The sequence below is a fragment of the Marinilactibacillus kalidii genome, assembly GCF_017599325.1.
In the GTDB taxonomy this organism is placed as follows: Bacteria; Bacillota; Bacilli; order Lactobacillales; family Carnobacteriaceae_A; genus Marinilactibacillus; species Marinilactibacillus kalidii.
The window spans coordinates 29651-42697 of record NZ_JAGFVM010000002.1; the positions used below are offsets into that span (position 1 = coordinate 29651).

Below are 13047 nucleotides of genomic sequence, written 5' to 3' on the forward strand. Positions count from 1 at the left end.
AGGATTGGATTATTTTGAAAAATAGAGCAAAAAAGTGGATACTTTCTCTAGGAATGTTATCTTTAGTTGTATTTATGTCAGGGTGTATTCGAATTGATCAAGCTACAGGCGAACCTGCTGGTGGTATTTCGCAATTCTTATATGACTATCTAGTTATACCTACACAAAATTTCATTGAGATTTTGAATGGTCTTTTAGGAAGTTATGGACTAGCAATCATTGCAATAACGATTATTGTCCGTATTATTATCTTACCATTAAGTATTAGACAGCAGCGTATGACGTTAGAACAACAAGTGAAAATGTCTGTTGTTAAACCAGCCGCTGATGAAATACAAGCTGATATGAAAGAAGCTACTGATCCAAAAGAGAAACAAGAACTGCAAGCTGAACTCATGGAATTATATCGTGAAAATAATGTAAATATGCTTGGCGGAATCGCAGGATGTTTACCACTACTCATCCAAATGCCAGTATTTACAGCCATGTTCCAAGCTATCAGAATGTCTGAATCCATTCAGAACGCAACATTTTTAGGTATCGAATTAGGTACCCCAAGCATACCCTTAGCTCTATTTACGGGTGCTGTATACTATGCTCAATCAAGAGTCATGCTATTAGGAATGCCAGAAGAACAAAGAAAACAATCTAATGCTATGATGTTGATGAGTCCAATCATGTTAATGGTCATTTCATTTACCAGTCCTGCTGGTCTAGGTCTTTATTGGCTAGTTGGTGGATTCGTTGCTATCGCACAATCTGCGATCACAACCTTCTACTACAAACCAAAAATTCAAAGAGAATTAAAAGATAAGCATGGAGATGTAGAAGTGGTTGCCCGTAAGAAAAAAGGTCGCAAGATGGCTGAGAAAGTAGAACCAGCAGCGGGAATTACTGCAACAAACGCATCATCTACTCGTAATCGCAAAAACGCTAGTCCTTTTGAAAGTAAAAATAGACGTAATGAAGGTAAACAACAAAAATAATCATTAATCAAAAAGAGTCAAAAGCTGAGGATTATTCCTCAACTTTTGACTCTTTATTTTTATATTCAGTTTCAACTGTTGGCAATTGTAGAACTGGTAAGGTAATTCTAAAAATCGAACCATGATTCAATACACTTTCAGCCCAGATTCGACCTTTGTAGCCTTCTATGAGTTGCTTCGCAATCGATAATCCTAGACCATTTCCGCCTTTATAACGGCTTCTAGCTTTGTCGATACGATAGAAACGATTGAAAATCTTCTCTGTATCTTCTTCTGTCATGCCTTCTCCGTAATCTTGGATTGCAATCTGAAGTTCTCTGTTATCTATTGAAACAGAAATGTGTACTTCTTTCTTATCTGTTGAATATTTTACGGCATTATCTAAGAGAATGATCAAAATTTGCTCCAAGTGATTACGATAAATATTAACGTAAACTTCTTTTCTTAGGTCATCATCTAAAATAAAGACAAAATCAGGATGAACAAGCTTTATGTTATTGAACGTCGCACTGATAATCTGACGAACCGGTGTCTGTTCATTTTTATAATGAATTTCTACTTGTTCAGCTCTAGATAAATCTAACATTTCTTGAACTAGACTTTTCATTCTACCAATCTCTTGAAGAGAGGCATCAAGTGATTCTTCAAGGACAGTCGGATCATCTTTGCCCCATCGATTCAGCAGTTTTAAATGACCTTCTACTACAGCAACTGGCGTACGTAGTTCATGAGATACATCTTCAACGAATTGTTTTTGATGTTCGATATTTCTTTGCATGCGGTCTAACATATTATTATATGCATTCGCAAGATCCGTCAATTCATCCCCACCATCTCCAACGTCAATTCTTTCGACGGATTCGGGATCTAACTCGATACTTTTCATCGCATCCGTTATTTTGCGAATGGGTTGTAAAAATTTACGAGCAATGAAATATCCTATAATCGCACTAAACATCAACGCAATAACACCGGTAACTAAAATAGCCATTAATACGCTGTCGGAAAGGTTATGATAGGAATAGAGAGAATTCACCACTTGAATATAGCCAATTTGTTCGTTATTCAAATAAGAATAAATCGGTGTTCTAGCCGAAAAAGCTTCTCCATAAGGACCTTTTATCGTGTCAATTCTCAGTTCTCTGGTTGTCGAGAATGCTGTTGGGAAATTAGTCGTTTCATATAACAGTTTCCCTTCAGGGTCAAATACCCGTACAAACATACCCCCTTGTCCAATTCTCAAAGGCGCTTGCATTTCTTCAACATCAGAGGATTCCTCAGTACCTTCTGGACTTGGAAGTGTTGGAAACAATCTTGATTGACTTAATTCTAAAGTGTCAGCCACAGACTCTTCCGTTAGTGCATAATATTGTTGTCCAAACTGATCAGTTAAATTTTGAACCGTATCTCTTAAAGCAATTTCTTCATTTTCCAGCATACTTTGCTGAAAGCTTACATAAAGGATGGTAGAGAAAATAGTATAAGTCAGAAAAATCGCAACGGCGGCACCCATTGTCCATTTCCACCGTAGCGAGATTCTTCTTTTCTGATTCATGTCATTTTCATTTGTGATGACTTGATTCACGTACGCATCACGTAACCAGTACCTCTAACCGTTTGAATATAACTTTCGCGGTTTGGTACATCAATTTTATTTCTCAAGTAACGAATATATACATCGACTACATTTGTCTCTACTTCTGTTTCGTATCCCCATACTTTGTTGAGCAATACTTCACGAGATAAGACTACATTGACATTTTCCATCAATTCAACGAGTAGTTCATACTCTCGTTTCGTTAATTCAATGACGTCTTCTCCACGACGAACCACGCGGTTTTCTTTTTCAACTGTTAAATCTTTGTAGGTAACAGTCGTTTGTCTATTCGCGTTTTCTTCTGTTTCAATTTCAATACGTCTTAGTAATGCGCGCATTCTCGCAAGCAATTCTTCTATAGCAAAAGGTTTAACGACATAGTCATCTGCACCATGATCAAAACCAGATACACGATCGATAACAGAATCTCTTGCTGTCATCATAATAATTGGTACATTGCTGACTTGACGAATTCTTCTAGCAACATCGATACCATTTAATTCTGGCAACATTAAATCGAGTAAAATAATATCCCATTCTTCGTTTTCATCAAGAGCAGCTTCAAGACCAGCGCGTCCATTAAAACGGACTTCCGTTTCAAATCCTTCATGATTCAACTCTAATTCTACAAAACGTGCAAGATTCTTTTCATCTTCGATTATTAAAATTTTACCCATTATCTCAGCTCCCGGTTTTCATTTCTAATCTTTTTAATTTATTCGTACTATAATTAATGATGTAAGTTTGACGCTCGGTTGTACACAACCATTAAAGAAAAAAATCTTTAAACATCATTTTAACTTATACACAATCAGTTTAACATAGTTTATACGTAGAAAAAATGCAAGCTTTGAACATTTTTCTAATTTTTTTCTCACAAGCTTGCAATTCTCGCTTATTTAATTCAGCACACAAAAAATGCGGATCCCAAAAAAGTGGAATCCACATTTTCCGTATTCAGTGCCTTAAGTCTAACTATCTTGCTATTTTACCACTGTTCTTGTCCGTTGTCTCCGTACCAGTCAAAGTGGAATGTTCCTTCTTTGTCTGTACGTTCATACGTGTGTGCGCCGAAGTAATCACGTTGCGCTTGAATAATATTTGCTGGTAAGCGTTCTGAACGATAAGAATCATAGTAAGAGATCGCAGATGAGAATGCTGGAACTGGCACGCCAGATTGTACAGCTAATCCAACTAGATCACGAACAGATTGTTGATAGTTTGTCGTAATATCCATGAAGTAATCATCTAGAATCAAGTTTTTAAGTTCAGGTTTTCTATCATAAGCATCTGTGATCTTTTGTAAGAATCCTGCACGGATAATACAACCAGCACGGAAAATTTTCGCGATCTCACCGTATTTTAGATCCCAATTATATTCGTCAGAAGCTGTTCTCATTTGAGCGAATCCTTGAGCGTAGCTCATGATTTTACTAAAGTAAAGTGCTTGACGAATTTTTTCAGTTAATTCTTTTTTGTCACCATCGTATGGTTTCACTTCTGGTTTAGGGATGGCTTTACTTGCAGCTACACGCTCATCTTTTAGTGCTGAGATATATCTTGCAAATACTGATTCTGTTATCAATGGCAATGGCACACCTAAATCAAGTGCACTTTGAGAAGTCCATTTACCAGTACCTTTGTTTCCAGCACGATCTAAAATGATGTCGACCATATGCTTGCCAGTTTCCGGGTCTTTTTTAGTCAATGCATCAGCTGTGATTTCAATCAAGAAACTATCTAATTCACCTGTGTTCCACTCTTTAAAGACTTCTGAAGTTTCTTCGTTAGATAGACCTGCTACATCACGTAATAAGTGATAAGCTTCTGCAATTAATTGCATATCTCCATATTCGATACCATTATGCACCATTTTCACATAATGCCCAGCTCCATTAGGGCCAATGTAAGTAACACATGGTTCATTATCAGCAGGTGCTTTAGCCGCAATTTTTTCAAGAATCGGTGCAATAAGATCGTAAGCTTCTTTTTGTCCACCTGGCATGATTGCCGGTCCTTTCAATGCACCTTCTTCACCACCAGAGACACCTGTACCGATGAAATTGATTCCTGATTCGGCTAACTCTTCACTTCTACGGATTGTATCTTTATAGAATGTGTTTCCACCGTCTACTAGGATATCTCCTTTATCTAAGAAAGGAAGTAACTGTTGGATAACTGCATCCGTTCCTTTTCCTGCTTGAACCATTAAAAGAATTTGACGTGGCTGTTCGAGCGACTGAACGAATTCTTCTAATTCGTATGTTGCGACAAGATTTTTTCCAGGATTCTCAGAAATGACTAAATCTGTTTTTGCATTGGTACGGTTGTAGATCGATACACTGTATCCTCTACTTTCAATATTCAATGCTAAATTTTTCCCCATTACAGCCATTCCGACTACGCCGACTTGTTGTTTACTCAATTGTTTCATTCTCCTCTCGGGTCTGTGTGAGTTAACTGATCATAATCAGCTTCTCATTCAGTACCCACTCTCATTATTCTAGTTAATTAAAGTAGAACAGGCATTTAAAGCCAATTCTCATCCATAACTCTATTATAATCTTTAGGTTAATAGTATCAAACTTTGACAACTTTTAAAACAATCTTCTACCCTCTTGAAAAAAAAGCTTAAATTGCGTACACTATTAACGAACAAGCAACCATTCTTTTTGAAAGTTGGTGTAGACTAGTGGTAAAAAAAGACAACAAAAAAAAGAAATCAAGTTTAGTTTCTAAAATCATTATCTGGACAATGGTTTTTCTAATGACATTTTCAGCATTTGCTTCTTTACTTGGTATCATCATGCAATGAAAATATAGCGGTCATGAGTTGATTACTCATGACCTTTTTTTATGCCTTTTTTTTCTTGGATGCCAGCGATAAAAGTTCTTTTGCAGTATCAAGCGTCAACTTTGTAATCTCACTACCCGCTAACATTCTGGCTACTTCAGACACTTTCGCTTCATCCGCTAATTGCTCGACATGTGTGCTTGTGCGATCTTCTACGATTACTTTACTAATATATAGATGCTGATCTGCCATCGCTGCAACTTGTGGCAAATGGGTGATACAAAGCACTTGAGAATGGAATGCGACGGAGTAAATTTTATCCGCGATTGCTTGTGCCACTCTACCGCTGACACCAGTATCGACTTCATCAAAAATAATACTCGTAATGCCTTGTTCTTTTGAGAACACCGTCTTCATGGCAAGCATCATTCTAGATAATTCCCCGCCCGAAGCTACCTTTACTAGCGGTTTCAGTGGTTCTCCGGGATTTGTAGATACATAAAACTCAATTTTATCCATACCTGTTTCATTTGCATGAGAAATATTGAAACTATCAGTCTTTCTCATAAACTGAACTTCAAAGACAACTTTATCCATAAATAGCTCTTTTAATTGTTCATGAATAGCTTTCTCAAGTTTTCCTGCTGTCTTTCTTCTCGCGTTGGATAGTTGCTTAGCCACTTGAGAGAGTTCGATTTCTAGTTCTTTTACTCTTTTATTCAAGTGATCCATTTGTCCTTCACGATTTTCAATCTTTTCTAATTCAGACAGTGCATTTTGATGGAAAGTTTTGATTTCAGCAATAGATGTTCCATACTTGCGTTTAAGTTGTTGAATCAGATTTAATCGTTCTTCAATCTCGTTGAGCCTTGCTTCATCATATTCAAGATTGTCCATTTCATTATAAATATCACTAGAAGCCTCTTGAATTTGAAAAAAAGCTGCTGAAATCGTATCGTATATTTGTCTGAACTTATCATCCATAGATTCCACAGACGCCATACTATCCATTGCTTGACCTACTAAGTCTATACCGCTAGACTCTTCGTCTCCTTGAAGGGCATTATAGCTATTAGATAAAGCTTCGACAATTGATTGATGGTTAGATAGCTTTTGCTCTTCTTCTTTAAGGGTGATGTCTTCGTCATCCTCTAGCTGCGCGTCCCCAATTTCCTCCACTTGGAATTTCAAGATATCTAATCGTTGTGCTAATTCACGTTCGTTATATTGCCAATTGTTTTGTTCTTTTTTTACTGTTCTATATTCTTTATACAGTAAGTGATATTGCTGCTTAAACGTTTCTAGAGAGGGGTCCCCATACTGATCAAGTAAATCGATATGGCTTTCAGGATCCATTAGTTCCTGATGTTCATTTTGACCATGTATATCAATAATGGCATTCCCTATTTCTCTAAGCACTGCAATTGTTACGATGCTCCCATTGATTCGGCAAACGTTTCTTCCGGTTGCATGAATTTCTCTTTGAATCAATATGACCTGATCTTCAGAATCGATAGCGTGTTTATCTAAAAGATTGATTACATCTTGATTGTCGTTCAACAGAAACTGTCCTTCTAAAAGGCATTTCTTCGTCCCGTATCGAACAAATTCAGCCGATCCTCTTCCGCCTGCTAATAATCCTACGGCGTCTATTATGATTGATTTCCCTGCTCCAGTTTCTCCGGTCAGTACAGTCATGCCCTGATTGAAGTCTAATGATAACTCTTGAATTATCGCGAAATTCTGAATATGCAATGCTTGTAGCAAAGCAAACCCTCCCAATCTATTTATGAATAACCATTTTACTCAATTTATACAAACGATATCATTCGTCTTTGCAATATTTCTGCCTGACTCTCAGATCGACAAATAATCAACACAGCATTATCTCCTGATATACACCCAAATACTTCTTCATAATTAGCTGTCTCGATCAAAGCGCCTAATGCAAATGCATTACCCGGTAATGTTTTGATCAATACGAATTCTTTTTGAGTATCGATCGAAACGAAAGCATCCTTCATCAATCTAGACAATTTTTTTGAGATATTAAAATTCATTTCAGGTGGCACACTATACTGATAGCCTCCAGATTGAGAAGGCACTTTAATCAGTTGCATTTCTTTTATATCTCTGGATATTGTCGCTTGAGTAACCTCAATGCCTCTATCTTTTAAGATACTAACAAAATCTTCCTGTTTTTGAATCATTTCTTGTTGTACTAACTGTTTCAATAGCTGGTGACGTTCTTTCTTTTTCATACAATACGACACTCCTACTCTTGGCTCTGGCCACGACCTCTGTAAACAACGATATGAACAAATCATTAAGGAGCTTCGATAAAAAGGAACTGACATTTAAAGACCTTAACAGTTTATTCGTCCTTATACTTTTATACAGTATATTTATACATTCGTTCATCGTTAAGTATACCCTAGATTCGTTATGGATAAAAGCCAAAAGTTAGTAGTCATCGATATTTTTGTAAACGATTCATTCTAGAGATTCAACTGCACTATTTCTTTTACCCAAGTATTCTTCAGCTGATAAGACAGCATTTATCATTTCTTGCATATTTTGATTTTTCGGCAAGCGATTTGTAAGGTAAGCTAAGAATTCGATATTACCTTTTCCACCTGTTATTGGCGAAATCGTTAATCCTTCTAGTGTATATTCATGTTTGTATGCAAACTCTAAAATATTTTCAAGTACTCGCTTATGCACTTGAGGGTTCGTCACGATTCCTTTATTTCCAACCTCTTCTTTTAATGCTTCAAATTGTGGTTTAATCAGCGCGATGACTTTACCTTCATTCGCTATAATAGATTTAAGGACCGGTAATATTCGCTTGAGAGAAATAAAAGAAACATCGATAGTTGCAAGGTCAGGTTGGCCATGATTGAAATCTGCTAGCTTACTATGTCTAAAATTGGTTTGCTCCATAACGACTACTCTCGAATCATTCCTCAGTTTCCAAGCAAGTTGATTGGTTCCAACATCTAATGCATAGACTAGTCGAGCACCATTTTGTAAGGCTGCATCTGTAAATCCACCTGTAGAAGAACCGATATCTAAAACCACTTTATCGGTCAACTTTAGCTCATACAACTTTATTGCTTTCTCAAGTTTCAAGCCACCTCTGCTGACGTATTTAAGCTCGTTCCCTTTAATATAAAGTTCTGTATCCATCGCCCACTTTTCACCAGCGGTTAGAATCTGAACTTCCTCACGGGTGTATACTTTTCCTGTCATGATAAATCTTTTAGCTTTTTCAGCATTTTCTGCCCAACCTTGTCGTATTAACAGTTCATCTGCTCGCTGCTTCTTCAACACACGTCTCCTTACTCACTTTATTGTTCTACTTTAGTTACAGAAATTTACTAATTTAAACATCCATTGATAATGTATCTATAAATGAATGTAATAGTCTGGCATCAAATGTAGGGGTTAATTGCTTGATTTGGTCGACTGATTTTTTCGCTGTGTCCAACTCTGTTTGCAATCTCTCTTTTGCTTTTTTCAGACCAAGCAAAGCTGGGTACGTACTTTTTCCTAATTTGCTATCTGCGCCAGTAGCTTTTCCTAATTCATTTGCATCGCCCACGACATCTAAAATATCGTCTCTAATTTGATAAGCAATCCCAATTTTTTTTGCGATATTTTCTAATAGTACTCGTTCAGAGCTTTCGCAATCAGCAATCACACCACCTGCAAACATAGCATAACGAATCAGCTCACCTGTTTTTCTCGCATGTATCGACTCGAGTTCCTCAATCGTCAGAGAAGCATTTTCACCATCCATATCTGCTTGTTGACCACCAATCATTCCCTCGTAACCCGAAGTCACAGCTAATTCCCTAATCAGTCTTATTTGCTTGCTGGGTTCGATTTCACTTGAAGTAATCACTTCAAAAGCATATGTTAGTAGCGCGTCGCCAGCTAAAATCGCTGTAGATTCGGAGAATTGAATATGATTTGTTGGTTTTCCTCTACGCATATCATCATCGTCCATTGCAGGAAGATCGTCATGAATCAAGGAATACGTATGAATGTACTCAAGCGCTGCAGCAACTGGGTAACCTACTTTGATTTCTTTATCAAACGCTTTAATCACTGCTAATAATAAGAGTGGACGTAATCGTTTTCCACCGGCTTCTAAAGAATACTTCATCGCTTCTTCAATCACTGTACCACTGCGGTCTTTGATCAAGTTCAGACTATAAGTTTCAAATGGTTCATATTCATTCTGATAAAATTCCTGGAAATTCATATAGCCACTCCTAGTTCTCTTGTTGGTTTAAATCACTTTCAAATGTAGCTTCTTTTCCATTTTCATCAACGATTTTTGTCATTGTTTCTTCTGCTTCTTGGAGTGTCTTTTTACATAATCTACTTAATTTTATACCTTCTTGAAACTGGTCTAATGCTTCTTCTAACGGGACATCACCTTGTTCTAATTTCGAAACGATTTCTTCTAATTCTTTTAATGCGTTATCAAAATTCATTTCTTCTGCCATATTGATCCCACCTCTTCTAATTACTCACTTTCTGATGAATAATTGACTTCTTTTATTTCTGCTTTAAATGATCCTTTAGATAATTGTACTGAAATCTGGTCCTCAACATTCAATTGTTCTATTGATTTTATCACTTCATCTTCTTTTCTAACATAGGCAAATCCCCTGCCAAGAATTTTCAATGGCGATAGATGCTCTAAGGATTGTATATAGTAGTTCAACTGTTTATCCGACTGCTCTAACAATTGACGTTGGGCTCTAATCAAACTTTTCTCAAGTTGTTGCACTTCTTTATCATAATGCTTAATTGAATTAGCCGGACTGAGTGCACGAAGGCGTTGATCTAGTAATAATCGTGTCTGGTCACTCTTAGCGACTTTATCTTTAAATACTTGAATCAACTGTTGTTGTAACTGATCCAAATTTTGACTATAACCCTCATACAGTCGTTGTGGCTGTCTAAAGATATAAGACCTTTCCACTCTTGCTAAACGGTCTTTCAAGCTTTGAATACGATTCTGATAGGCTCTCAATATACGATGTTCTTGTTGTTCAATCTTCATTAGCTCTTCTGAAAGAACAGGAACTGCAAGTTCTGCTGCTGCAGTTGGTGTTGCTGCCCTTACATCAGCTACCAAGTCTGACAGGGTCGTGTCCGTTTCATGACCAACTGAGGAAATCACCGGGGTACTGGCTTGAGCAATTGCTCTTACAACGATTTCTTCGTTAAAGGGCCACAGGTCTTCAAAGGATCCTCCCCCCCTTGCCACGATCAATATATCTAAATCATTTCTCTCTTCAGCTCTTTGAATATTGCGTGCAATGGATTTTGCTGCTTTATCTCCTTGAACTAGCGTAGGAAATAGAAAGAGTTCTACTGATGGAAACCGCCTTTTCACTGTCGTGATGATATCTCTAATAACGGCACCACTTTGGCTAGTGATGACACCAATTTTTTTAGGAAATTTAGGTAATACCTTTTTAATGGACGGATCAAAAAGTCCTTCTGCAGCTAATCTTTTTTTAGATTCTTCATAGGCTTGATACAAAGCACCTATTCCATCAGGCTCCATATGTTCAATATACATTTGATAGGAACCCGTTTTTTCATATACAGATATTCGTCCAACTACAAGGACACTCATGCCTTCTTCAGGTTGAAACTTCAACTTTTTGAAATCTCCATAGAACATCACTACCGATAATTTAGCTTGGTCATCTTTAAGGTTAAAATATTGGTGACCGTTTTTACGATTACGATTAAAATTGGAAATCTCTCCTGTTAAAAATACACGCTCCAAATAAGGATCGTGATCGAACTTTCTTTTCACGTATCTGGTAATCTGTGAGACGGTCAAATATTTCTCATCCATCGTTGACCTCCTTTAAAAGTGACTTAATAAATAAAGAGAGCGAAAAAATAGGAATGCTCGTCTATCTTGCACTCCTATTTCTTCCCTCTTCATATTCGCTAACCTGTTCACTTAGTAAGACCTATTGACAGTTCAACGTTGATTTTAGAAGTTCATTTTTTATTTTATTTTGCCGTCAACCTAAGCATCTTGTGTATCTACAATACTTTGCAATACACCGTTAACAAATTTACTTGCTTTCTGATCATTAAAGTCTTTTGTTAATTCAATCGCTTCATTGATGACAATACTTTTGTCAATTTCTTTTTGAAAAAGCAATTCATACGTCGCTAATCTCAAAATCAAAAGATTTGTTCTTTCTAATCTGTTCAATGTCCACTTCTTCAAGTGTTTTGTAATCGTCTCATCGATTGCTTGTTCATTTTCCTTAACGCCATCTACAATGACTGTCAGGTAATTCAAGGCATCGCGTACGATTTGACTCCCACTTTTATCTTCAGGTAAGACTGCTTTCATTGCTTCTTCTGGAGTCAATACTTGTTTCATATCCAATTCACTTTCAAGCGAAAATTGGATGACTTCTTGATTGGTACATTCAATATCAGTGGATAGCTGGAAAAGAGACTGAAAGGCTTTTTCCCGAATCACACGCCTTACAGTTTTCACTCTGTCTCATCTTCTTCCGATTCCAATTTAAATAAATCTTGGATATTTGTTTTTTCTGGTACGATGCCTACGATATGAATATTAATCTCAGATAATTCAATCTCAGTCATATGATAGACTTGTTCTCTAATTCGTTGTTGAATATCCACTGCCACTTTAGGCACGTTAACGCCATACTTAAAGTAACAATATACTTCAACCTTCAATCCTTCTTCGTCTGAGACTAAATGAACGCCTTTATTATGGCTTGTTCTACCAAACATCGACTTCACTTCAGTCGTAAATCTTCCTTGCATAGCGTATACGCCATCAACTTCATTAGCAGCTATTCCGGAGATAACTTCCAGGACTTCAGGTGCAACTTCTATTTCACCAAATGGATTGATGTGTGGTTTATTAATGTGTGTTTCTTCAGCCACGATTATTCCTCCTTTATTTTATCTATAGATTTTAGCCTACTAGGCACGTGAAACATAAGTGCCTTCTGATGTGTTGACGATCAATACGTCATCTTTATTTACAAACAATGGCACGGTTACTACTGCACCTGTTTCAAGTGTAGCAGGTTTTGAACCTCCAGATGTTGTATCTCCACGAATACCTGGTTCAGTTTCAACAACTTTAAGTTCTACTTTAGTTGGCAATTCAACACCTAATACTTCGTGTCCAAACATCATGATTTCAACTAACATATTTTCTTTCATAAATTTAAGCGCTGCTGTAATTTGATCTTCTGGGATTTCAAGTTGTTCATACGTTTCAGTGTCCATAAATACATGCGTACCAGCATTATCATATAGATATTGCATGGTTTTGTTTTCGATATGTGCACTTTCTAATTTTTCACCAGCACGGAATGTTTTGTCTTGAACAGCACCACTACGTAAGTTTTTTAGTTTAGAGCGTACGAATGCTGCTCCTTTACCTGGTTTTACATGTTGGAATTCTAATACTCTCCAGATATTCCCATCATGTTGAATCGTTTGGCCTGTTTTAAAATCGTTTGTTGATATCATTCTATTTATTTCCTCCCGAAGTGTTTTCTAATCAGTCAAACTCACTGAAAGCGTTCTACACTATCTCATAGTTATATACATGCTTATTGTACCACGAT

14 protein-coding genes are annotated in these 13047 nt (G+C 36.9%); 2 read left to right on the forward strand and 12 right to left on the reverse strand.

All coding sequences use genetic code 11. From position 1 onward, the window contains the following. Positions 1-14 precede the first annotated feature (14 nt). Positions 15-986: a membrane protein insertase YidC gene (gene yidC / locus J5J05_RS00115; RefSeq protein ID WP_208558625.1), complete on the forward strand. Its 972-nt coding sequence runs from the start codon at positions 15-17 to the stop codon at positions 984-986. A 31-nt stretch (positions 987-1017) separates the two neighbouring features. On the opposite strand, the gene J5J05_RS00120 is transcribed toward yidC, so the two are convergent. The 3 genes from J5J05_RS00120 to gndA all read right to left on the reverse strand — a co-directional run bounded on the left by J5J05_RS00120 (position 1018) and on the right by gndA (position 5008). Further along, the gene (locus J5J05_RS00120) at positions 1018-2571 is read right to left on the reverse strand and encodes a HAMP domain-containing sensor histidine kinase (RefSeq protein ID WP_341868482.1); all 1554 of its coding nucleotides are present in this window, start codon (positions 2569-2571) and stop codon (positions 1018-1020) included. Next, positions 2568-3260 carry a response regulator transcription factor gene (locus J5J05_RS00125; RefSeq protein ID WP_208558626.1) on the reverse strand — a complete coding sequence of 231 codons (693 nt, stop codon included), beginning with the start codon at positions 3258-3260 and terminating at the stop codon, positions 2568-2570. Before J5J05_RS00125 ends, J5J05_RS00120 begins: the two co-directional genes overlap by 4 nt. 311 nt (positions 3261-3571) lie before the next feature. Beyond that, positions 3572-5008 (reverse strand): NADP-dependent phosphogluconate dehydrogenase, encoded by a 1437-nt coding sequence (gndA, locus tag J5J05_RS00130; RefSeq protein ID WP_208558627.1) that lies wholly within the window; start codon positions 5006-5008, stop codon positions 3572-3574. Positions 5009-5275: 267 nt separating this feature from the next. Between gndA and J5J05_RS12830 the strand changes: the two genes are divergently transcribed. Then, the gene (locus J5J05_RS12830; RefSeq protein WP_279633256.1) at positions 5276-5398 is read left to right on the forward strand and encodes a hypothetical protein; all 123 of its coding nucleotides are present in this window, start codon (positions 5276-5278) and stop codon (positions 5396-5398) included. Between the two features lie 39 nt (positions 5399-5437). On the opposite strand, the gene recN is transcribed toward J5J05_RS12830, so the two are convergent. The 9 genes from recN to efp form a co-directional block, all read right to left on the reverse strand. Beyond that, on the reverse strand, positions 5438-7144 hold the full coding sequence (recN, locus tag J5J05_RS00135; protein WP_208558628.1) for a DNA repair protein RecN: 1707 nt from the start codon (positions 7142-7144) through the stop codon (positions 5438-5440). A 44-nt stretch (positions 7145-7188) separates the two neighbouring features. Next, positions 7189-7638, reverse strand: a complete 450-nt coding sequence (gene argR / locus J5J05_RS00140; protein ID WP_208558629.1) for an arginine repressor — start codon at positions 7636-7638, stop codon at positions 7189-7191. Between the two features lie 232 nt (positions 7639-7870). Then, entirely contained in the window at positions 7871-8707 is an 837-nt protein-coding gene (locus J5J05_RS00145; protein ID WP_208558630.1) for a TlyA family RNA methyltransferase, read from the reverse strand. 55 nt (positions 8708-8762) lie between these two features. Next, positions 8763-9647: a polyprenyl synthetase family protein gene (locus J5J05_RS00150; protein ID WP_208558631.1), complete on the reverse strand. Its 885-nt coding sequence runs from the start codon at positions 9645-9647 to the stop codon at positions 8763-8765. Between the two features lie 10 nt (positions 9648-9657). Beyond that, positions 9658-9894: an exodeoxyribonuclease VII small subunit gene (locus J5J05_RS00155; protein ID WP_208558632.1), complete on the reverse strand. Its 237-nt coding sequence runs from the start codon at positions 9892-9894 to the stop codon at positions 9658-9660. Between the two features lie 20 nt (positions 9895-9914). Beyond that, entirely contained in the window at positions 9915-11267 is a 1353-nt protein-coding gene (gene xseA, locus J5J05_RS00160; protein WP_208558633.1) for an exodeoxyribonuclease VII large subunit, read from the reverse strand. A gap of 180 nt (positions 11268-11447) precedes the next feature. Next, positions 11448-11933, reverse strand: coding sequence for a transcription antitermination factor NusB (gene nusB / locus J5J05_RS00165; protein ID WP_208558634.1), 486 nt, complete (start codon positions 11931-11933; stop codon positions 11448-11450). Next, positions 11930-12352, reverse strand: coding sequence for an Asp23/Gls24 family envelope stress response protein (locus J5J05_RS00170; RefSeq protein WP_208558635.1), 423 nt, complete (start codon positions 12350-12352; stop codon positions 11930-11932). The genes nusB and J5J05_RS00170 overlap by 4 nt, the downstream gene beginning before the upstream one ends. Before the next feature lie 39 nt (positions 12353-12391). Beyond that, positions 12392-12949, reverse strand: coding sequence for an elongation factor P (efp, locus tag J5J05_RS00175; RefSeq protein ID WP_208558636.1), 558 nt, complete (start codon positions 12947-12949; stop codon positions 12392-12394). Positions 12950-13047: the final 98 nt, after the last annotated feature.